This window comes from Streptomyces sp. NPDC044002 (assembly GCF_056434525.1).
Window position 1 is genome coordinate 27033 of the sequence record NZ_JBWKEZ010000004.1, and the last position, 22075, is coordinate 49107.

Annotated in this window: 17 protein-coding genes; 7 read left to right on the forward strand and 10 right to left on the reverse strand. The window is 74.3% G+C overall.

Translation table 11 applies throughout. From position 1 onward, the window contains the following. Positions 1–118: 118 nt before the first annotated feature. Entirely contained in the window at positions 119–1186 is a 1068-nt protein-coding gene (locus tag AC07A6_RS04460) for an aldo/keto reductase (RefSeq protein ID WP_478776041.1), read from the reverse strand. An 86-nt stretch (positions 1187–1272) separates the two neighbouring features. On the opposite strand from AC07A6_RS04460, the gene AC07A6_RS04465 reads away from it, so the two are divergent. Then, complete coding sequence (locus AC07A6_RS04465) at positions 1273–2859, forward strand: FAD-dependent monooxygenase (RefSeq protein WP_478776042.1); 1587 nt, start codon at positions 1273–1275, stop codon at positions 2857–2859. 73 nt (positions 2860–2932) lie between these two features. On the opposite strand, the gene AC07A6_RS04470 is transcribed toward AC07A6_RS04465, so the two are convergent. The 3 genes from AC07A6_RS04470 to AC07A6_RS04480 form a co-directional block, all read right to left on the reverse strand. Beyond that, entirely contained in the window at positions 2933–3928 is a 996-nt protein-coding gene (locus AC07A6_RS04470) for a glutathione S-transferase family protein (protein WP_478776043.1), read from the reverse strand. A gap of 146 nt (positions 3929–4074) precedes the next feature. Then, on the reverse strand, positions 4075–4923 hold the full coding sequence (locus AC07A6_RS04475) for an MDR/zinc-dependent alcohol dehydrogenase-like family protein (RefSeq protein ID WP_478776044.1): 849 nt from the start codon (positions 4921–4923) through the stop codon (positions 4075–4077). An 85-nt stretch (positions 4924–5008) separates the two neighbouring features. Next, positions 5009–6181: a hypothetical protein gene (locus AC07A6_RS04480; RefSeq protein ID WP_478776045.1), complete on the reverse strand. Its 1173-nt coding sequence runs from the start codon at positions 6179–6181 to the stop codon at positions 5009–5011. Positions 6182–6529: 348 nt separating this feature from the next. On the opposite strand from AC07A6_RS04480, the gene AC07A6_RS04485 reads away from it, so the two are divergent. Both AC07A6_RS04485 and AC07A6_RS04490 read left to right on the forward strand, forming a co-directional pair. Further along, the gene (locus AC07A6_RS04485; RefSeq protein ID WP_478776046.1) at positions 6530–10486 is read left to right on the forward strand and encodes a type I polyketide synthase; all 3957 of its coding nucleotides are present in this window, start codon (positions 6530–6532) and stop codon (positions 10484–10486) included. A gap of 123 nt (positions 10487–10609) precedes the next feature. Next, positions 10610–11236 carry a TetR/AcrR family transcriptional regulator gene (locus AC07A6_RS04490; protein ID WP_478776047.1) on the forward strand — a complete coding sequence of 209 codons (627 nt, stop codon included), beginning with the start codon at positions 10610–10612 and terminating at the stop codon, positions 11234–11236. A gap of 38 nt (positions 11237–11274) precedes the next feature. Here AC07A6_RS04490 and AC07A6_RS04495 read toward each other — a convergent pair whose 3' ends face one another. The 4 genes from AC07A6_RS04495 to AC07A6_RS04510 form a co-directional block, all read right to left on the reverse strand. Then, the gene (locus AC07A6_RS04495) at positions 11275–11613 is read right to left on the reverse strand and encodes a DoxX family protein (protein ID WP_362461323.1); all 339 of its coding nucleotides are present in this window, start codon (positions 11611–11613) and stop codon (positions 11275–11277) included. Positions 11614–11731: 118 nt separating this feature from the next. Beyond that, a complete protein-coding gene (locus AC07A6_RS04500) occupies positions 11732–11956 on the reverse strand; it encodes a DUF5988 family protein (protein WP_362461326.1) in 225 nt (74 codons plus the stop codon). A gap of 117 nt (positions 11957–12073) precedes the next feature. Beyond that, positions 12074–12280 carry an acyl-CoA carboxylase epsilon subunit gene (locus tag AC07A6_RS04505; RefSeq protein WP_362461329.1) on the reverse strand — a complete coding sequence of 69 codons (207 nt, stop codon included), beginning with the start codon at positions 12278–12280 and terminating at the stop codon, positions 12074–12076. Continuing rightward, a complete protein-coding gene (locus AC07A6_RS04510; protein WP_362461331.1) occupies positions 12277–13854 on the reverse strand; it encodes an acyl-CoA carboxylase subunit beta in 1578 nt (525 codons plus the stop codon). Before AC07A6_RS04510 ends, AC07A6_RS04505 begins: the two co-directional genes overlap by 4 nt. Positions 13855–14088: 234 nt before the next feature. Here AC07A6_RS04510 and ccrA point away from each other — a divergent pair, with 234 nt between their 5' ends. Both ccrA and AC07A6_RS04520 read left to right on the forward strand, forming a co-directional pair. Continuing rightward, entirely contained in the window at positions 14089–15471 is a 1383-nt protein-coding gene (gene ccrA, locus AC07A6_RS04515; protein WP_478776110.1) for a crotonyl-CoA carboxylase/reductase, read from the forward strand. Further along, positions 15468–16487, forward strand: a complete 1020-nt coding sequence (locus AC07A6_RS04520; protein WP_478776048.1) for an AIR synthase-related protein — start codon at positions 15468–15470, stop codon at positions 16485–16487. Before ccrA ends, AC07A6_RS04520 begins: the two co-directional genes overlap by 4 nt. Here the strand turns inward: AC07A6_RS04520 and AC07A6_RS04525 are convergent. After that, positions 16450–17865, reverse strand: a complete 1416-nt coding sequence (locus AC07A6_RS04525) for an MFS transporter (protein ID WP_478776049.1) — start codon at positions 17863–17865, stop codon at positions 16450–16452. The genes AC07A6_RS04520 and AC07A6_RS04525 overlap by 38 nt on opposite strands. Before the next feature lie 245 nt (positions 17866–18110). On the opposite strand from AC07A6_RS04525, the gene AC07A6_RS04530 reads away from it, so the two are divergent. Beyond that, positions 18111–20405 (forward strand): helix-turn-helix transcriptional regulator, encoded by a 2295-nt coding sequence (locus tag AC07A6_RS04530; RefSeq protein WP_478776050.1) that lies wholly within the window; start codon positions 18111–18113, stop codon positions 20403–20405. Between the two features lie 210 nt (positions 20406–20615). On the opposite strand, the gene AC07A6_RS04535 is transcribed toward AC07A6_RS04530, so the two are convergent. Next, positions 20616–20822, reverse strand: a complete 207-nt coding sequence (locus tag AC07A6_RS04535) for a hypothetical protein (RefSeq protein WP_362461343.1) — start codon at positions 20820–20822, stop codon at positions 20616–20618. 133 nt (positions 20823–20955) lie between these two features. Here AC07A6_RS04535 and AC07A6_RS04540 point away from each other — a divergent pair, with 133 nt between their 5' ends. Beyond that, entirely contained in the window at positions 20956–22038 is a 1083-nt protein-coding gene (locus tag AC07A6_RS04540) for a helix-turn-helix transcriptional regulator (protein WP_478776051.1), read from the forward strand. The last annotated feature ends 37 nt before the right edge of the window (positions 22039–22075 follow it).

Here is a 22075-nt window from a genome sequence, read left to right on the forward strand (position 1 = left end):
TGTTTTTTGCGGGGTGGGGGTCGGGGGGGGATGGCTGTTCTCGCCCATCCCCCCCCCCCCCCCCCCCCCCCCCCCCCGCGCCGGTCCCGCCGGCGGGGGAGGCGGCGGGGCGGCGGCTTCAGGCCGGGTAGACGTCGCCCGGCAGCTTGCGGTCGGCGCCGACCGTGCCGATGTGCCAGTACGGGTAGGGCGCCGGGGTCTCGCTGACCTTGTCGAGGAGGGCGAGCTCGTCCTCGGTGAGGGACCACTCCATCGCCCGGAGGTTGTCCGCGAGCTGGTGCGGCTTGGTCGCGCCGACCACGGCCGAGGCGATCGCGGGCTTGGCCAGCACCCAGTTGAGCGCGACCTGCGCCACGGTCGCCCCGCGGTCCTCCGCGATCCGGGCCATCGCGTCGACGATGTCGTACGCCTGGTCGGGGTCGGTCAGCGGCGCCGACTCGGCGGCCGTGCGCTGCGAGAGCCGGCTGCCCTCGGGACGGCCCTCGCCCCGGCGGTACTTGCCGGTGAGGAAGCCCCCGGCCAGCGGCGACCAGGCGGTGATGCCGACGTTCTGGTCGACGGCGAGCGGGATGATCTCGCGCTCCAGGTCGCGGGCGGCGATGTTGTAGTAGCCCTGGTAGCAGACGAAGCGGTTCAGGTTGCGGCGCTCGGAGACCGACAGGGCCTTCATCAGCTGCCAGCCGGCGAAGTTGGAGACGCCGATGTAGCGGACCTTGCCGGAGCGGACCAGGTCGTCGAGGACGCGCAGGGTCTCGTCCAGCGAGGTCCGCGGGTCGAAGCCGTGGATGTGGTAGAGGTCGATGTAGTCGGTGTCCAGCCGCCGCAGGCTGGCCTCGACCGCCGCGATCAGGTGGTGGCGGGTGGCGCCGACGTCGTTCGGGTCGTCGGTGATGCGCCAGCGGCCCTTGGTGCCGATGACGACGCGGTCGCGGACCTTCTTCAGGGTGCGGCCGAAGAACTCCTCGCCCATGCCGTTCTTGTAGACGTCCGCGGTGTCGAAGAAGTTGATGCCGGCGTCGAGGGCCTGGTCCATCATCGCCAGCACGTTGGAGTCGTCGACGGTGCCGAACTCGGACCAGTTGCGGTCCTCGGCCCCCAGGAAGCTCGCCGCGCCGCCGAAGGTCATGGCGCCGAAGCACAGTTCGGACACGGACAGGCCGGTGTCGCCCAGGTAGCGGTAGCGCATCTTCTCTTCTCCTGCGATCGGTGTATAAGATTGCGATGAACCATAAGACATCTGATAGTAGTCGTCAATGAGATGGAGGAGCGTTCATGTCCACCACCCCGCCCCCGGAGCCCGAGCCCTACGACGTGCTGGTCGTCGGCGCCGGACCGACCGGGATGACGGCCGCCTGCGAACTCCTGCGCCGCGGCGTGCGCGTACGCGTCATCGACCGCGCCCCCGAGCCCTCACCGCTCCCCAAGGCCCTGCTGGTGTGGCCGCGCAGCCTCGACCTCTTCGAGGACCTCGGCATCCTGGACGACCTGCGCGCGGCCGCCCTCCAGATCAACGCGTTCAGCTACTTCTCCGACCGCACGCGCCTGGCCACCTTCGACTTCCCCCAGCACCTCGCCCCCCTCTGCCTCCCGCAGAACGAGACCGAGGAGATCCTGCGCCGCCGCATGCACGCCCTCGGCGGCAAGGTCGAGCACGGCGTACGCCTGCTCACCCTGGAGGACCTCGACTTCGCCGGCCGCATCGACGGGACCGGCCCCGTCACCGCCGTACTGGAACACGCCGACGGCCGCGTCGAGCGCACCCGCGCCCCCTTCGTCATCGGCACCGACGGAGCCTCCAGCGCGGTCCGCGCCCAGCTCGGCAGCGGATTCGAAGGCAGCACCTACGAGAGCGCCTTCGCCCTCGTCGACGCCCGGATCGAGGGCACCCTCCCGCCCGACCAGGCCCTCTACTACCAGTCGCCCGCCGGCGCCCTCGTCATCGTCGCCCTCCCCGACGGGGTCTACCGGTTCTTCTCCAGCCTCGCCCCCGGCGAGAGCGCCGGCCTGGAACGGATGCAGCAGATCGTCGACGAGCGCGGCCCGCGCGGCGTCCGCCTCGTCGAACCCCTCTGGGAGACCGTCTTCCGCATCCACGCCCGGCACGCGGGCACCTACCAGCTCGGCCGCGTCTTCATCGCCGGCGACGCCGCCCACGTGCACAGCCCGGCCGGCGGCCAGGGCATGAACACCGGGATGCAGGACGCCCACAACCTCGCCTGGAAGATCGCCGCCGTCGTCCGCGGCGAGGCCCCGGCCGCCCTGCTCCGGGACTACGGGGCCGAACGCTCCGCCGTGGTCCGCCGGGTGGTCCGCGACACCGACATCCAGACCCGCGGCTGGCTGGTCCGCGGCCGGCTCGCCGTCGCCGCCCGCGACGCCGCCTTCCGCGCCGCCGAACGCACCGGCGCCTTCCGGCTCTACGCCCCCGTCATGGCCGGCCGCCGCCTCTCCTACCCCGCCCGGCGCCCCACCCAGCTGCCGGCCGGCCGCGGCGGCTGCGCCGCCCGCGCGAAACTGCCCGGAGCGCTGGAGGTGGGCGCCGTCTTCCCGCGCGAACTGGCCCTCGCCCACGGCATCGCCGGCCCGGGCGCACAGCCGCCGGGCTGGACCCTCGCCGTCGTCTGCCGGGGCACCGCCGCCGCCTGGCGCACCCAGCTCCGGGCCCTCGCGGCCCCCTGGCCCCAGGTGCGCGCCGTCGACCTCGCCGCCGGATCCGCCCGCCGCCCGACCGGCTGCGGCCGGGCCGGCTACTACCTGATCCGGCCCGACGGGCACATCGCCGCGCACGGCCACGAGCGCGACACCGGGCGGCTGCTGGAGGAACTCACTGCATGGCTGGGCCCGGCCGCGCGGGACTGACACCCCGCGGACAGCGGCGAGGGGGCGGCCGCGGGACCGCCCCCTCCGTACGTACGCTGCCCGGCCGGCCGCTTCAGCCCAGCGGCGGGACGGCCTCCTCCGCGAGCGGCGGTCCGGGCGGGGTGCCGTCCCCGAACGGGCGGCCGCCCAGCGCCTCCCGGCCGTGCGGCTCCAGCCAGCCCGACGGGTCGGGGCCGGCCGGCACGATCCCGGACGGGTTGATGTGGCTGTGCACGACGTAGAAGTGCTGCTTGATGTGGTCGAAGTCGACCGTGTCCCCGAAGCCGGGCGTCTGGAACAGGTCCCGGGCGTACGCCCACAGCACCGGCATGTCCGAGAGCCGCTGCCGGTTGCACTTGAAGTGGCCGTGGTAGACGGCGTCGAAGCGCACCAGCGAGGTGAACAGCCGGATGTCCGCCTCGGTGATCGTGTCGCCGACCAGGTACCGGGACCCCGCCAGCCGCTCCGAGAACCGGTCGAGACGGTCGAAGAGCGCCCCGTACGCCTCCTCGTACGCCTCCTGGGACTTGGCGAACCCGGCGCGGTAGACGCCGTTGTTCACGTCCGTGTAGATCTCCTCGTTGACCGCGTCGATCTCCGCCCGCAGCGCCGCCGGGTACAGCTCCGGCGCGCCCTCGCGGTGGTACGCCGCCCACTCCAGCGACATGTCGAGGGTGATCTGCGCGTAGTCGTTGGTGACCACCTCGCCGCTCGGCACGTCCACGATCGCGGGCACGGTGATGCCCCGGTCGTAGTCGGGGAAGCGGGCGAAGTAGGCCTCCTGCAGGCGTTCTATCCCGAGCACCGGGTCGCGGCCCTCCGGGTCGAGGTCGAAGGTCCAGCTGCGCTTGTCGTGCGTCGGCCCGGCGACGGCCAGCGGCAGGGCCTTCTCCAGCCCGAGGAGCCGGCGGACGATCGTCGCGCGGTGCGCCCAGGGGCAGGCGCGGCTCACCACGAGGCGGTAACGGCCGGGCTCCACCGGGAAGCCGTCGCGTCCGTCGGCGGTGATCCGGGTGGTGATGTACCGGCTGTCCCGCGTGTATCCCTTGTCGGGGCGTACGTTGCTCATCCCCCGGGCCTACCCAGGAACCGCGGCCCCGAGCAGCCCCTCCACCGGCGCTCGACCGTCCCTCGTCCGGACGGCCCGGAGCCCTCCCGCCGCACGGTCGCGGGGGGAGGGCTCCGGGGGGCTCCGGGGGGCTCCGGGGGCGCCCGCTAGGCGCTGATCCGCCGGTCCGCGACCGCGGCGGGACGGCCGAGGGAGAGCTCGCCCGTGGTCAGCAGGTCCAGCAGCTGCGCCAGTTCGCGGTCCTCGGGCGTCGCGGTACGGAAGACGAAGTGCCGCAGCCCCGCCTGCTCGGGTCCGCCGAAGAACCGGAAGAAGCCGATGTCGGCGCCGTGCGGGGCGAAGCTCTCGTACAGGAACACCGTCGCGCCGTCGGCGGTCAGCCCCCGCCCGGCCGCGATCAGATCGCCCGCGGCGGCCTCGTACACGACGTCGAAGGAGCCCTCGGAGGCCCCCGGCACCGCGTCCGCCGTGACCACCTGACGGGCACCCAGCCGGGCCGCCTGCGCGGCCTCGCCCGCGTCCCGCACCACGGCGGTCACCTCGCCGCCCAGCGCGGCTGCCAGCTCCACCAGCAGCCGGCCGATGCCCCGGCCCGCGCCGGTGACCAGCACCCGGCGGCCGGCCACCGGACCGGCGCCGCGCACCAGGCGCAGCGCGGTCAGCACCGCCACCCGCAGCGCGGCGGCCTGCTCGAAGCTCACGTGGTCGGGCAGGACCACGGCGTACTCGGAGGGCAGGGTCGTGTACGGACCCCACTCGGTACCCGTGGCCACGCCCACCACCCGGTCGCCGGGCTGCGGGCTGAACCCCTCGGGGGCGGCCTTGAGGACGACCCCGGCGACGTCCCAGCCCGGCAGCCAGCCCTCGGGGAGCGGCTCGGCCCGGATCATCTCGTCCATCTCGGGGGCCACCGCGCGCACGGCGATCAGGATCTCGTCCTCGGCCTGCTCGGCGGAGCCCCGGGGGGAAGGGAGGGTGTGGGACTGGTCGGACATGGAAGTTCCTCTCGTACCTGGTGGTGTTTCCTCGTACGGCTCGTGATCGGGTGTGCGGTGCGGCGGTTCGGGCGGCGCCGGCGGGTCAGAACTCATCGGCTGCCAGGAGCGGGGCCCCGTCCAGGCGGTCCACCGCGACCACGTCGAAGACCTCGGGCTGGTCCAGGACGAAGGAGGGCAGGCTGAGCCGGCTCTCCAGCACCTGGTACCTGATCCAGTCGTGGGTGTAGTGGTCGTCCGGCACCCCGGGGGCCAGCACCACCCGCAGCCGCACCCGCTGCCCCCGGCTCACGGCCACCTGGGCGGCCGTCACCTCGCCGGTGGCCAGCGCGGAATCGACCAGTTCCCGGGCCGAGACCGCCCGCCCGTGCAGGCGGAAGTACGGGTCGGCGGGACCGAACAGCCGGACGGCCGGCCCCTCGGCACCGCAGACGCAGTACGCGTACTCGCCGCGCTCCTGCGTCGCGTACCGGATCAGCGGCGGGTCGCGGCGGGCGTCGAGGGTGGTGACCAGCACCTGCCCGTCGACGACCTCGACCAGCTGGTGCGGCAGCGGGTGGTACAGCCCGGCCAGGCAGTGCGGCCCGTGCCGCGCCACGACCCCGGTGGCCGGGGACCCGTACAGGCGCCAGACCCGGGTGTACGGGAAGCGGTCGGCGAGCAGGGCGTCGGACGTGGTGTCGTGCAGGGTCCCGCCCAGCAGCAGGGTGCGCAGCCAGGGCAGCGGCCGTCCCGCGCCGGCGGCGCCCGCGAGCCGGGCGACCGCCTCGGGCGGGGCGCTCAGGGCGGTCACCCCGGTACGGGCGAAGAAGTCCAGCCACGCGTCCTGCGCGCCGTCCGGCAGCGGGCCGAGCGGCAGGCAGGAGGCGCCCGAGGCGGCGGCGAACCGGTTGAAGAAGTGGTGGTCGGGGCGCAGGCGTTCGCAGGAGTGCAGGTTCACCAGCACGTCGGAGGGGCCCAGCGGGCTCCACGCGTCGTGCACCCGCCCGGCGAACATGTCGTCGGGCAGCAGGCTCAGCGCGGGCGCGCGGACCGTGCCGCCGTCCGCCCAGACCAGCGAGGAGGCCGCCTGGGTCCCGGAGGCGAGGACCTCCCCGGTCGCCTGCGCCAGCTCCTGCCGGGTCAGTACCGGAAGGTCCGTCAGGCGGACCGGACCGGTGGCGGGGAGAGGGGAGTACTTCGCCCGGAGCGCGGGGATCCGTACCGCCCGGCGGAGCAGGTCCGGCAGTTCGCCGGGGCCCTCCGGGGCGTCCGGCACGCCGGGTCCGCCGGGTCCGCCGGCGGGACCGTCCGGTGCTCCTGCTCCTGCTCCTGGCCCTGCCTCTGCGCCTGTCCCTGGTAACGCCGTGTGCTGTGACATTCGCGGAGTCAATGGAGTCCACCCCTTCTCGCTCACAGGTCCGACTGGAGTTCATTCTTGGGCTTGGGTCTAACTTTCTACTACAGCCCAACGGGTTTGGGAAGCGGAATGATTGCGGACGGGCGGAATCCGGATATGGCCCCCAATCCATCATTGTTCCGGGGTACAGACTTGAACTACGATCGAGGCGCGGTGGAGCTGCGGGGAGGCGGCTCCCGCGCACTCACACCCATCGAGGGGGCTCTCGTGGCAGCGTGGAACGAAGAGACGACCGTCGCGGTCGTCGGCATGGGATGCAGGTTCCCCCAGGCCAACAGCATCGGGCAGTTCTGGGACAACCTGGTCGCGGGCACCGACTCGGTGACCGCCGTACCGGCGGACCGCTTCGACATCGACGCGCACTACGCGCCCGAGCCGGGCGTCCCCGGAAAGACCGACTCCCGCTACGGCGGCTTCCTGGACGACCCCTTCGGCTTCGACACGGAGTTCTTCGGGATCTCCCCCGCCGACGCCGCCGCCATGGACCCCCAGCACCGGCTCCTGCTGCTCGTCTTACGCGAGGCGCTGGACGAGGCGGGCATCCGGCCCTCGTCGCTCGCCGGCACCCAGGCCGGGGTGTTCATCGGCCAGGCCACCGCCGAGTACACCCGCGGCGAGGACCTCGGCGCCCACACCCTCCGGGAGGTCGCGGGCAGCGGCGTACGCGCGATGGCCGCCGGCCGCATCTCCTACGACCTCGACCTGCGCGGCCCCAGCGTCACCCTCGACGCCGCCTGCTCCTCGTCCCTGGTGGCCGTGCACATGGCCCGCCAGAGCCTGCTGAGCGGCGAGAGCGACCTCGCCGTCGCCGGCGGGGCCAACGTCATCCTGTCCCCCCACGAGGCCGTCGCCTACTCGCAGGCCGCGATGCTCTCGCCCGCCGGCCGCTGCCGGTTCGGCGACACCGCCGCCGACGGCTTCGTGCGCAGCGAGGGCGTCGCCGTCGTCGTCCTCAAGCGGCTGCGCGACGCCCTCGCGGCCGGCGACCCGGTCCTCGCCCTGCTCCCCGGCAGCGCCGTCACCAACGACGGCCGGGCCAGCGGGTCCCTGATCCGCCCCGCCGTCCAGGGCCAGACCGCGATGATCCGGAACGCCTGGCGCAGCGCCGGGGCGGACCCCGCCCGGCTGGCCTACGTGGAGGCCCACGGCACCGGCACCCCCACCGGCGACGAGGTCGAACTCCTCGCGCTCGCCGAGGCCGTACGCGGGCACCGCCCCGCCGGCCGGCCGCTGCGGATCGGCTCGGTCAAGACCAACATCGGGCACGCCGAAGCCGCCGCGGGCATCGCCGGCCTCGTCAAGACCGTGCTCATCGTCCGGCACGGCATCGTCCCCGCCTCGCTGCACGCGAGCAGCCCCCACCCGCTGCTCGAAGGGCCCGACGCCCCGCTGCGGCTCGTGACCGCCAACGAGCCCGCCAACGAGCCCGCCAACGAGCCCGCCAACGAGTCCGCCGCCGGGGATCCGTCCGCCGCCGGAGAAGGGGCCGCCCCCGTCGTCGCCGGCGTCAGCTCCTTCGGCCTCTCCGGCACCAACGCCCACGTCGTCGTCGCCTCGCCCGTGCCCCGGCCCGCCGAACCCCCGCACGGCCCCGCCGAACTGCCCCCGGACCGCCCCACCCACCTGCTGGTCCTCAGCGCGCACTCGCCCGCCGCCCTGCGCCGCCTGGCCCTCGCCCACGCCGCCCACCTCGCCCCCGGCGGAGCCGGCCGCGACCACCCCCTGTGGGACCTCTGCGCCACCGCCGCCCTGCGCCGCGACGCCCACCCCCACCGCCTCTGGGCGACCGGCGCCGACCACGACGAACTCGCCCTCGCCCTGCGGGCCCTCGCCGAGGACCGCCCCACCCCGGCCGGCGGCACCGGCGAAGCGGGCTTCGCGGGCCCCCGCCGCCCCGTGTTCGTCTTCCCCGGCCAGGGCGCTCAGTGGCCCGGCATGGGCCGCTCGCTGCTGGCCTCCTCACCGGCCTTCCGCGCCGCCCTGGACGCCTGTGACAGGGCCGTCCGAGCCGAAACGGGCCGGTCCGTACGCGAGCTCGTGGCCGCGGCCCCCGACACCCCCGACTTCCCCGAACGGGTCGACACGCTCCAGCCGCTGCTGTGGTCCGTCCAGACGGCACTCGCCGCGCACTGGCGCGACATGGGCGTCGACCCCGAGGTCTGCGTCGGCCACAGCATGGGCGAACCGGCGGCCGCCGCCACCACCGGAGCCCTCTCCCTCGCCGACGCCGCCGCCGTCATCTGCCGCCGCAGCGCCCTCCTCCAGCGCACCGCCGGCCGGAACGCCATGCTGGCCGTGGAACTCCTGCCCCAGCGGGCCCAGGACCTCATCGCCGACGAGCCGGACGTCTGCGTGGCCGCCGAGAACGCCCCCACCAGCACCGTGCTGGCCGGCGACCGCGCCGCCCTGCGCCGGATCGCCGGCCGCCTGGAGCAGCAGGGCGTCTTCCACCGCCTCGTGCGGACCAACGTCGCCTCCCACTGCCCGGCCATGGACCCCCTGCGCGAGGACCTGCTCCGGCTGCTCGCCCACCTCACCCCCCGCCCGGCCGGCACCCCGATGCACTCCACCGTCCGCACCGCCTACCTCGACGGCGGGGAACTCGACGCCGGCTACTGGGCGGACAACCTCCGCCGCCCGGTCCGCTTCGCCGACTCCGTCCGCCACCTGGCCAAGGAGGGCGAGAACGTCTTCGTCGAGATCAGCCCCCACCCCCTGCTGAGCGGCGCCGTCGAGGAGACCCTCGGGGAACTGGGCGCCCCCGCCGCCGTCGTCACCTCCACCAGCCGCCGCGCCCCCGAGGACGAGGCACTGACCCTCGCCCGGTCCCTCGGGGCCTACTTCACCCTCGGCGGCACCGTCCACTGGGAGCGCTGGTTCCGCGGCGGCGCACGCCCCGCCCCGCTCCCCGCCTACCCCTGGGAGGCCGAACCCCTGCGCCGCCCCCAGGCCGTCACGCCCTCCGGCGCCCCCGCCGGCCGCAGCCACACCGCGGAGATCGCGTACGACCACCGGATCGCCGGGATCCGGCTGCGCGGCCTGACCCCCGTCCCCCCGGTCGCCCACCTCGCCCACGTCCACGAGCTGGCCCGCACCGCCGCCCGCGCCGAGACCGTCACCATCACCCGCGCCCTCGTCGGCGAGGAACTCGTCGAAGCCCCCGCCGAGGGCGGCACCCAAACCGTGCGGATCCGGCTCGACCCCGCCCGGCACGGCTCCTTCGCCGCCCGCGTCGACACCGCCGGCCCCTCGCCCCTGCCGTGCCTGCGCGCCGACGTCGACACCGCCCCCGCCGAGCCCTCCCGCTACCGCCCGGCCGACTTCGACGCCGCCCTCGCCCGCTGCCGCCGCCACCTGACGCCCCGGGAGTTCCTCGCCGGCGCCGCCCGCCGCGGGTACGAGGTCCTGCCCGCCCTGCGCACCCTGCGCCACCTGTGGCTGCGCGGCGGCGAGGCCATCGCCCAGATGTCCCGGCCCGGCCCCGGCGTACCCGAACAGGGGGCCTGGGAGGCCTGCTTCCTCCCGCTGCTCGCCGCCCTGCCCCACACCCCCGGCGACCACCGCCCCTACACCGCCGAGTCCTTCGGACGGGTCCGGTTCCACGCCGGCCTCACCGAGGAGTTCTGGGTCCACGCCACCGTCACCCCGCTCCTGCGCGGGGACGCGGCCCGGGCCGCCGTCCACGTCCTCTGCCCGGACGGCCGGGTGCTCGCCGAGTTCCACGACATCCTCGTGCGCCGGATCGGAGCGGCCCCCTCCGTGTCGACCCGGCTGCGCTCCGCCCTCGGGATCGAGCCACGGCGGCCGCGCCCCGCGACCGTGCGGCCGCCGTACGGAACCGGTCCGGCCGCGGAGGAGTCGTACACGCCGGAGGAGGGAGGGCAGGAGGAGCGCGAGAGACGGACCGAGGACCGCACCGAGGACCGCACCGACCAGTTCGTCGCCCGCGCGGCGCGGGTGCTGGGGATGGTCCCCGACCGCATCGACGTGCGCCGTTCGCTGCGCGACTACGGCATCGACTCCCTGACGGCCACCCAGCTGAGCCGGGACCTGATCGCCACTTTGGACTGGGAGATTCCGGTCCGCAGGCTCCTCGGCGACCTGAGCATTCGAGCCATCACCGCAGGTCCGGGTGTGTCATCGGCCATGGAAGCTGTACTGTGATGCATAAATTGATCGTGATACAAAAGGTATAGGCGCCGGTGCGGCGGCCCATCTCCCGCCACTGACGAGGTCAGTCAGGCCGGCGGTCCCGCGCGCCGGCGTTCGCGCGAAGGAGCCCCCCACATGACCAGCAGCAAGATCACCGCGGATCCGCCACAAGGCCGCCGCGAGCGCAACAAGCAGCGCGTCCGCGACAGCATCTACTACGCCGCCATCGAGCTCTTCGCGGACCAGGGCTACGACCAGACCACCGTCGACGAGATCGCCGAGAAGGCCGACGTGGCGCGCGGCACCTTCTTCAACCACTTCCAGAAGAAGGAGGACCTCATCACCGAGTGGGGTGCCAAGCGCCGCGACGTGCTGCGCGAGGGCCTCGCCGCCGCCACGGAGACCGACCCCCGCCGTGCGCTCCTGGAGTGCATGGGTCTCCTGGCCGACATCAGCCTGAGCGACCCCGCCCTGACCCGGGCCCTCACCACGGCCTGGGTCAAGGCGGGCTACATCCTCCAGGAGGAGCCCTACCTCAGCGACATGCTGGGCGACTTCGTCGTCGAAGCCCGCCGGCGCGGCCAGGTCCCCGACTCCGTGGACCCGCGCCTCGCCGGGCTCCTGCTGCGCGACGTCTACTTCGGGACCGTCTTCCGCTGGGTGCAGCGCCCCGAGGGGGAGAGCGACCTGGCGGCCGACCTGCACACCGCCTGCGAGACCGTCCTCGACGGCATCATGCCGCTCTCGGCCCACGGCTCCTGACACCTTCCGCCGCTCCCCGCCCCGCTCCCGCCCCGGTCTCAGACCAGGGCGAGGACGGCGACGGCGGGGGCGGCGTAGACCATCGGGAACACCGCGTGGCCGAAGGCGCGGGCCTTCAGGACCGTGATCACGGCGCCGGTGAAGTACAGCACCAGCCCGACGGCGGCGGCGATCCCGACCGCCGGGACGAAGAACCCGGCGAGGAGGCCGAGCGCGCCCGCGATCTTGGCGGTCGCGAGCAGGTTCCACCAGCCGCGCGGGACGCCGTACTGGGCCAGCGGCTCGACGGTGAACCTGGCGCCGGCGAAGATCGAGGCGCCCGAGAAGCCGGCCATGAAGGCGGCGACGACGGTGACGACGGTGGCGGTGGTGGACATCGTGGCTCCTCGGGGCGTTCTCGCTTGCTTCGACACCCCTATGACCCGCCGCCCCGCACGGATGTGACGGCCCGCCGGAACTTTCTTCCGGCGGGCCGGTCCGCCCTCCGCCCTCCGGCTACTCGGCGATGTAGGTGTGGCCGCTGTAGGCGTACACGAGGAGTTCGAGTTCGAGCTCCGGGTCCACCACGGTGCCCCCGGTGGGCTCGAAGTGTTCGTAGCGGTTGCCGTTGAGGACCTTCACCTTCGCGGTGGTGTCCTCCACGTAGCGGATGCGGTCCAGCTCTTCGGCAGTGGACGAGGGTCCGCCGCTGAGTATGACGTTCGGGCTCTGCACTGTCATGGTCGTCGTCTCCTTCGGCCGGGTGCGGAGGCAGCAGCCTCACTGCCTGCCGCACAGCATCGTGTGTGCCGCTAAAGCCGGTCTAAAACCGGTCTGAAAGCGGAGGAACCGTACGCCTCACGACGCCCACGCACCCGGCGCGCGGAAGTCCCCGTCGGCAGCGGGCCAGTGCGCGCGGAACGGCCGCGGCTCGGGCGGGGCGATCTCGGAGCCCATCATCCGGGCGGTGAGCAGCATGGCGATGGCGGCGACCTCCTCCAGCGTCGGGGACCCGCCGACCACGTGGAAGGCCGCCTGCTGGAGCTGGGCCTCGGCGGGGCTCACAGGGGGAGGTTCCCGTGCTTGCGGCTGGGGCGCGGCGCGTGCTTGCCGCGCAGCATCTCCAGCGCGTCGATGAGCCGGGACCTGGTCTCGGCGGGGTCGATGACGTCGTCCACAAGGCCTCGTTCCGCGGCGTAGTAGGGGTGCATGAGCTCGGTCTGGTATTCCTTGATCTTCATCTGGCGCACCGCGTCGGGATCGTCGGAGGCCGCGATCTCGCGGCGGAAGATGACGTTCGCGGCGCCCTCGGCGCCCATCACGGCGATCTCGTTGGACGGCCAGGCCAGCGCGATGTCCGCGCCGATGGACCGGGAGTCCATGACGATGTACGCGCCGCCGTAGGCCTTGCGCAGGATCAGCGAGATCCGCGGCACGGTGGCGTTGCAGTACGCGTACAGCAGCTTGGCCCCGTGCCGGATCACCCCGCCGTGCTCCTGGCCGACGCCCGGCAGGAAGCCCGGTACGTCGACCAGCGTCACCAGCGGGATGCTGAAGGCGTCGCAGAACTGCACGAACCGCGCGGCCTTCTCGCTCGCCTGGATGTCGAGGACGCCCGCCATCGCGGAGGGCTGGTTGGCGACGATGCCGACGGTCTGCCCGCCGAGCCGGGCCAGGGTGCAGACCACGTTGCGCGCCCACGCGGCGTGGACCTCGAAGTGCTCCCCGTGGTCGACGACCTCCTCGATCACCTCGCGGATGTCGTACGACTGGTGGGGGCGCGACGGCACCAGGTCGGCCAGGCGCTCGCAGCGCCGGCCGGGCGGGTCGTCGGTGTCGCCGGCCGGGGGCAGCTCGCGGTTGTTGGCGGGCAGCAGCGACAGCAGGTAGCGCACGTCCTCCAGCGCGCTCTCCTCGTCGTCGTACGCGAAGTGCGCGACGCCGGAGGTCCCCGCGTGGCTGTCGGCCCCGCCGAGGGTCTCGCTGGTGACGGCCTCGCCGGTGACCGCCTGGACCACGTCGGGTCCCGTGATGAACATCTGCGAGGTCCCGCGCACCATGAAGACGAAGTCCGTCAGCGCCGGGGAGTAGGCGGCCCCGCCGGCACACGGGCCCATGACCACGGAGATCTGCGGGATCACCCCGGAGCTGCGCACGTTGCGGGTGAAGATGCCGCCGTAGCCGGCGAGCGCGGTGACGCCCTCCTGGATGCGGGCGCCGGCGCCGTCGCACAGGCCCACCAGGGGCGCCCCGGTGGTCTCGGCGAGGTCCATCAGCTTGTGGATCTTCTGGGCGTGGGCCTCGCCCAGTGCGCCGCCGAAGATCCGGAAGTCGTGGGCGTACGCGAAGGCGGTCCGGCCGTGGACCAGCCCCCACCCCGTGATCACGCCGTCGGTGTGCGGCTTCTTGTACTCCAGGCCGAAGCCGGTGGCGCGGTGCCGGCGCAGCCCTTCGATCTCGGTGAACGTCCCCTCGTCGAAGAGGAGTTCGAGGCGTTCGCGGGCGGTCAGCTTCCCCTTGGAGTGCTGGGCCTCGGTCGCCTTCTCGCTCGGACCCCGTACCACCTGCTCCCGCAGGACGGCGAGCTCCGCCGTGCGTTCCCTCAGGGACGAGTACCGGATCTCCTCCTGGGTGCTCATGAGGGCCCCTTTCGTCGCGGACGCGCCGGACCGGCCGGTGCGCGGCGACGAGCGTCCGGCGCCGGGCTAAAGCCGGGCTTGCACGCCGCCGCCCGGACCCGCCGCACGCTCCGAGCGGAGTCCGGGGCACCCCTACCCCGCCCGTGCGGACCCCACTGCATGCGCCGCGCCCGGGACTTCGCCGGCCGCAGTGCGTATCAGTGGAACGTCATGTCCGAACCGCCGGAGGCCTCTGTGAAGGAAATCCTCGACGCGATCGCCGCGTCGACCGCATCTGGCAGCGGTTCTCCCGCTGTCACCGCCGCCGACTTCGTGGCCCTGCCGCTGCCCGAGTCGTACCGTGCGGTGACCGTGCACAAGTCGGAGACGGACATGTTCGCGGGCATCGCGACCCGCGACCGCGACTCCCGCAAGTCCCTGCACGTCGAGCAGGTCCCGCTGCCCGAACTCGGGCCCGGCGAGGCCCTGGTGGCCGTCATGGCCTCCTCGGTCAACTACAACACCGTCTGGAGCTCGATCTTCGAGCCGCTGCCGACCTTCGGCTTCCTGGAGCGCTACGGCAGGATGTCGCCGCTCGCGGCGCGCCACGACCTTCCGTACCACATCCTCGGCTCCGACCTCGCGGGCGTCGTGCTGCGCACCGGCCCCGGCGTCAACCGCTGGCACCCCGGCGACGAGGTCGTCGCGCACTGTCTGTCCGTGGAGCTGGAATCGGCCGACGGCCACAACGACACGATGCTCGACCCCGAGCAGCGCATCTGGGGCTTCGAGACCAACTTCGGCGGCCTGGCGGAGATCGCCCTCGTCAAGTCCAACCAGCTGATGCCCAAGGCGCGCCACCTCACCTGGGAGGAGGCCGCCTCCCCCGGCCTGGTCAACTCCACCGCCTACCGCCAGCTGGTCTCCCGCAACGGCGCCGGCATGAAGCAGGGCGACAACGTCCTGATCTGGGGCGCCAGCGGCGGCCTCGGCTCCTACGCCACCCAGCTGGCCCTGGCCGGCGGCGCCAACCCGATCTGCGTCGTCTCCAGCCCGGAGAAGGCCGAGATCTGCCGGGCCATGGGCGCCGAGGCGGTCATCGACCGCAACGCCGAGGGCTACCGGTTCTGGAAGGACGAGCGCACCCAGGACCCGCGCGAGTGGAAGCGCTTCGGCAAGCGGATCCGCGAGCTGACCGGCGGCGAGGACGTCGACATCGTCTTCGAGCACCCGGGCCGCGAGACCTTCGGCGCCTCCGTCTACGTCACCCGCAAGGGCGGCACCATCGTCACCTGCGCCTCCACCTCCGGCTACATGCACGAGTACGACAACCGCTACCTGTGGATGTCCCTCAAGCGGATCGTCGGCTCGCACTTCGCCAACTACCGCGAGGCGTGGGAGGCCAACCGCCTCATCACCAAGGGCAAGATCCACCCCACCCTCTCCAAGGTCTACCCGCTGGAGGAGACCGGCCAGGCCTCCTACGACGTCCACCGCAACCTCCACCAGGGCAAGGTCGGCGTCCTCGCCCTCGCCCCCGAGGAGGGCCTGGGCGTCCGCGACCACGAGATGCGCGACCGGCACCTCGACGCCATCAACCGCTTCCGCGACGGCCGTACGCTGCCGGAAACCGGATGACGGGGACGAGGGCCGCCGGGGCCGCCCTCCCCGGCGGCCAGGTGGCCCTCGCCCACGACGACGAGCTGCCCCCGGGCGGTGAGCTGCGCGCCCTGCTGGAGGACGTCCTCGCGGAGGTGCGCGGCACCTGCCCGCCGCTGGGCCCGCACCCGCCCGCCGTGGTGAGCGGCGCCCACGTCGTCGACCCGCCGTTCTACGGCAGCGGCGACATCGGCCGGGTCGCCGTGTGCGCCACCGTCAACGAACTCGCCGCCGCCGGCGCCCGGCCCCTGGCCCTGACCCTGTCGGCGGTCGTCGAGGCGGGCCTGCCGCTGGAGCGGCTGCACCGCCTGGCCCGCTCCGTGCGCGACGCCGCCCGCGAGGCCGACGTGGTGATCGCCGGCGTGGACGTCCGGGTCGTGCGGGCCGGCGAGGCGGACCAGGTCTACCTGCACACCACCGGCATCGGCGCCTTCCACGGCGCCCCGCCGCACACCCGCGACGCCCGCCCCGGGGACCGCGTCCTGCTCAGCGCCCCGCTCGGCGGACACGGCGCCCACATCCTGTCGGTGCGCCGCGGCCTCGGCTTCGAGAGCCTCGTCCCCAGCGGCTGCGCGCCCCTGGCCGGACTGCTGGAACGGGCCCGCGCGGCCGCCTCCGGCGACGGGATCCGGGCCGTACGGACCGTGGCGCGCGGCGGACTCGCCGCCACGCTGCACGCGTACGCCCGCGAACTGGGCCGCACCCTGCGCGTCGAGGAGAGCGCGCTGCCCGTGCAGTACGAGGCCCGGATGGCCCTGGAGGCCATGGCCGTCGACCCGCTGCACGCCTCCAGTGAGAGCTGCCTGTGCCTGCTCGTCGCGCCGGACGCCGCGGCCGGTGTCCTGGCCGCGCTGCGCACCCACCCGTACGGGCGGTTCGCCGCGGAGATCGGCACGGTCGTCGAGGCCGGCGCCGCCCCGGTCGAGCTGCTGCGCGAACGGGGCGGCGCGGTACCCGTCACACCCGAACCGGCGGCCTTCCCCCGGCTGGCGTGAACCCCGCCGCCACCGCCTTCGCCGGGCCGGCGGGGGCCGGCTGGGCCGCGGGCCGGAAGCCGCGCAGCAGTACGAGTCCGGCCGCCGCGGCCAGCGCCGGGAGCAGCCCCATCCCCGCCAGGACGCCCCAAGCGGCGCCGGAACCCTGGCCGGTGGCGTGCCCGGTGTCGGAGGAGACGTAGCCGGACGCCTGCAGCACCAGCCCCATCAGGAACGGCCCGACGGCCATGCCCAGCGCCTCCCCGGCGCTGAACAGGCCCGACATCGCGCCGGCGCGGCTGCGCCCGGTGCGGACGGCGTCCCCGGCCGCGCACTCGGCGAGCATCGCGTACAGGAACAGCAACTGCCCCGCGTGCCCGGTGCCGACGACGAGGAGCGCCACCGGCGCCCAGAACGCCGGCATGAGCGGCGCGGCCGGCAGCAGCAGGGCGCCCCCGGCGAACAGGGCGCAGGACAGGACGAGCACCCGCCGGTGCCCGTACCGGGCGGCCACGCGGGACCACAGGGCCGTGGTGAACAGGTTCGGCAGGACGAACGCGGCGACCAGCACCCCGGTCATCCCCGGCCGCTCCAGGACGTGTTCGGCGTAGTAGGGGCAGCCCGCGAGCAGCACCCCGGTGCCGACGACGAGGACCGTCGCCCCGCGCAGCAGCGCGGCGAAGTGCGCGTCGGCGCGGAGCACGGCGAACCAGGCGCGCGGCCCGGCGCCACCCGCCCGCCCCGCCTCCAGCCCCGCCTCCCGCGGGGCGGCCGCCGGGGAGCCCGCCCCGCCGGGCGCGGTGGCCCGGGCGGTCCCGAAGAACACCCCGAGCGTCCCGACGGCCACGACGAGGGCGCCGAACAGCCCGGCCCAGCGGTGCCCGGACAGGCCGCCGCCGCCCGCCTCGACGACGGCGGGCGCGGCCGATCCGGCGACCAGGGCGGCGACGGCGATGCCGGCCACCCGGCCCCCCACCAGCCGCACCCGGTCCCGCGCGCTCGTGGCGATCTCGGCGGGCAGGGCGGCGTACGCCACCTGGAAGAACGCGAACGCGGTCGCCGTCAGCAGGAAGCCCGCGGCGGCCCACAGCGCCCCCGCCGGCCCGCGCGCGGCCCCCGCGAACATCAGGGCGAAGGCGGCGGCCACACCGAGGCCCCCGCCCAGGACGTGGCCCCGCCGCGGACCCCACCGGCCGTGGGTCCGGTCGCTGATCCGCCCCGCGTACGGGGTGAGCAGCACGTCCCAGACCTTGGGCACCAGGACGACGGCCCCCGCCACGGCGGCGCCGACGCCGAGGGTGTCGGTGAGGTAGGGCAGCAGGAGCAGACCGGGCAGCGTGTTGAAGGCTCCGGTGACCAGGGAGCCGGAGGCGTAACCGAGACGTGTACGGGCGGACATGCCCCGATCGTCGCCGCGCCGGGCCGGCCCCACCAGTCGGTGCTTCTCCCCTTTTCCGCAGGTCGCGGCGGTCCCCGGGCGGCCGCCCCGGACGGCCCGTCAGGGAACACCCCGACACCCGGCGCCGCCGCGCGGGCGGCCCTCCGCAGTAGCTGACATGCAGGTAGTGACGGTCCCGTGGCTCTGTGCACGGGGACGCGGGTCGGCAAGGCTGCCGGAGGGGGAACGCGCACACGAGGGGGATCATGTTGCCTGACCAGCAGCAACCGTTGGCGCCGGCCCGGACGCGGGACCTCGCGGTCCTCTACCGCGAGCTGCGGCTGGCCGGAGAGGGGCCCCGGTTCGTCCGGCTGACCGGCGAGCCGTGGAGCGGCAAGAGCCGGCTGCTGCGGCAACTGGCCGCGACCGCGCACAAGGAGGGGTGGACGGTGGCGTCCGGGCGGATACCCAGGGCGGGCCGGACCAGGCCCTTCCAGGTGGTGGCCGACGCCCTGGACGACCATCTGGCCCGCGCCGACGGCACGTTGTTCGAGCGGCTCGGCGAGGCGCGCACGCGCGCGCTGGCGCCCGTCCTCCCGGCCCTGGCCACCCTGCCGGGGGCCGGGGAGGAGCCCGACCCCGGCGCGGCGGTCCGTGCCCTGCGCGTCCTGCTGGGGCTGCTGGGGGAGCGCGGGACGCTGTTCGTCCTGGACGACGTGCACCGGGCCGGCCCCGAGGTCCTCGACCTGCTCGACCACCTCGTACGGCACCCGCCGGCGGGCGCCGTACTGACCGTCTTCGCGCACCGCACCGTGCCGGGGGGCCGCCACCTGGCGGCCGTCCCGTACGACGCGCCCGGCGTGCGCCACCTCGCCCTGGGCCCGCTGCCACCGGCAGACGCCCGCGCCCTGCTGCCGGCCGGGACGCCGCCGCTCGCGGCCGAGTTGGTGCTGCGCGACGCGGCCGGGGTGCCGGGGCTGCTGCACGCCCTGGCCCGGGGCGCCGCGCCCGGCCCGTCCTTCCACGCGACGGCCGAACTGGTCACGGGCGTACCGCCGGTGCTCGCGCCCGACTCGATCGACCTGCACACGCTGTCCTCGCTCGGCTGGCGCTGCGCGTGCGCAGCCGCCCTGCTCGGCGACCCGTTCACCGCCGCCGCTCTCGCCCGCACCGCGGGCGTGCCGCCGGAGCAGGCGCTGGCCGGGCTGGACGAACTGCACGGCGAGGGGCTGGTCCGGCCCGACGGCGCGACCGGCACGCGGTTCCGCTTCGCCCGTCCGGCGGTACGGGCGCTGGTCCACCACGCCTCGGGGGCCGGCTGGCGCAGCGCGGCGCTGGGGCGGGCCCTGGACGCGCTGAGGGCGGGGGCCGGCAACCCGGCCGGTCCGCGGGAGGCCCCGCAGGACGAGGACGCCGGGGCCGCCGCGGCCCGCCGGACCCTGGCCGCGCACCTCGAACACGCCGCCGGGATCGGCCTGGAGGACGTCCGGGCCCTGGCGCTGAGCGCCCGCGAGGGCCTGTACACCCGGCCCGCGCGCTCCGCCGCCGCCCTGCGCCGGGTGATGGCCACCGGCCCGGTACCGGTGGAGGTCCGCCTGCTGCTCAACAAGGCGCTGGCGCTGTCGGGCCGGCTGGAGGAGGCGGTGCGCGGCTACGAGGAGACCGGACCCCGCTCGCACGAGGACCGGCTGCCCGGCGGCCGGACCGACACGGCGGTGTGGCAGGCCCGTGCCCTGCGCTGGAGCGGGCGCCACGCGCAGGCCCGGTCCGTGCTTGATGGGGACGGGGGACTGCCCCCGGGGGGCCCCGCCGCCGACGCGGAACGGGCGGCGCTGGCCCTGGAGCCGGGGGCGGGGGCCGGCCCGGGAGCAGCCCGCGCGGCGGCCGAGCAGGCCCTGCGGACGGCCCCGGCGGATGATCCCGGGGCGCGGGCGCACGCGTACGCGCTGCTGGCCGCCGCCTGCGCGGCGGCCGGTGACGTCGAGCCGGCCCGGGCGGCGGCGGACGCGGCGCACGCGCTGCTGGCGCGGACCGGTGAGCCGGAGCGGGCCGCGCACCTGGAGGCGCTGCGCTGGCTGGGCGCGGCCGAGACCGGGTTGGGCGAGCCCGAGCGGGCGGGCCGGCACGTCGAGCGGGGCCTGGCGGCGGCACTGGAGTGCGGGCAGGCGCATCTGGCGGGGCTGCTGGCCCTGGGGCTGGCGGAGGCCGCGCTGGCCGCCGGCGACACCGAGGGGGCACGGGCGCGCGTCCAACTGGCGGCCGCGCTCGCGGAACAGACCGCAGTGCCTGCTCTCGCGGCCGCCGCCCGGGAGGCGGAGCACCGCACCGGTGCCCACGCGGGCGGGCCCCCCGACGCGAGCCGGCTGTCCCTGCTCAGCGAGCGGGAGCGCATCGTCACCGGGCTCGTGGGAGAAGGGCGTACGAACCAGCAGATTGCAGCCCGTCTGGACATCAGCGTGAAGACCGTGGAGACGTATATGGGCCGGATCTTCAAGAAGCTCGGGATGAATTCCCGGACCCAAGTGGCACACGTCGTCGGGTTGAGCGCCAATATCCGCTGACTACCGCCGGATGCAAGTGCCACGGACGGTATGTTTTGCATATTCCTTCGGTCTATTCACGCCGAAGCCCCGTTGGTTTTCGGAAAAACTTTTCCGAAAACCAACGGGGCCAGCGGTCCGGCTCTACCGGCGGGGGATCCGGGAGCCCGTGCCCCGGATCATGCCCCCGCGCGCTTGTGGCCCGCTAAAGAAGTGGGTGGCGGCTGCCGCTCACGGGCAGGTGGAGTGCCACTCGTCGTCCTGCGGGCAGTTGATGACCGCCTCGCTCACGCGCAGATCGGCGAGGTTCTTCGGCGCGGTGACAGTGATCTTGGTAACGGACTCGGACGCCTGGGCGGCATTGGTCCAGGCCATTCCCCACACGCCGAACGCGAGAACGATGGCGGTTGTGGCATTTCGGATGGAAGCGCTGCTCATGTCTAACCCCCGTGTCGACAACTTTCGCTTGCAGGAACATCCTGACCAGCGGACACGGCCGCTCCAAGCAAAAAAGGCAGGCGTAAAGTTGCCTGGCAGCAAGTCCTGTCAGCACATGGGGGTGTCAAACGGGATGTCGGGGAGTTCCCTACACGGGGCCGAGTTCGGCGAGTTGGACGACGCGAGCGCGTCCGCCTATCAGCACGCCGTCCTGCTGGGGCGTTTCGTCCGTGCGGAGATCGCGTCCGCTCTGGGGGTGACGGAGCAGGAGGCCGGCCGGGTGGAGGAGGCGCTCACCACGCTCCGCCTGCTCCGGCCGATGCCCGGTCGGCCGGACGAGCTCGTCCCGGTGAGCCCGGACGCGGCGGCGGCGGACCTGGTGGGCCCGACCGAAGCCGAGATACGCAAGATGCAGCAGTCGGTGACCGGGGTGAAGACCCAGATGCTGGCGCTGCTGCCGGCGTACTTCGAGAACCGCCGACGCCGCAATCAGACGGAGGCGTTCGACGTCGTCAGCGACGTGGGCGTGCTCCAGGCGATGCTGGACGAATGCGGGGCCCGCTGCCGCAACGAGGTGCTGACCGCCATGCCGGGAGGGTCCCGCAACGCCAAGCGCATGGACGCCGCCCGGCCCAAGGCCCTCGACCGGCTCCGGCGCGGCGTCGGCATCAAGCACCTGTACCAGCACACCGTGCGCAGCGACCTCGCGACCGCCGACTACGTGCGCGCGATCACGGGGGAGGGCGCCGAAGTGCGCACCACCGACGAGGTGATCGACCGGATGGTGGTCTACGACCGGGAGGTGGCGTTCCTTCCGGAACAGCATGTGGAGGGCCGCTTCCCGGGTGCGATCGTGGTCCGCGAACCCACGCTCGTCGCCTTCCTGTGCAAGGTCTACGACCACATGTGGGCCGGGGCCACGCCGTTCACGCCCGGCGGCGAGGACGCCACCGACATCGCCGACGACCTCAAGCGGTCGATCATCCGGCTCATGGCGCAGGGCCACAAGGACGAGATGGTGGCCCGCCGGCTCGGCATGTCGGTGCGCACCTGCCGCCGCCACATCGCCCGGATCATGGAGGAGATGGAGTCCACCAGCAGGTTCCAGACCGGAGTCAACGTCGCCCTCTACGGGCTCCTCGGCGCCGACTTCTCCCCCTCGGGCGCGGCCGCGGGAGAGATCGCGGGAGAGATCGCCGGGCTGGGTACTAGCTGACGGACAGCAACCTGCCAGCTCCCACGGCTGGTTCCCT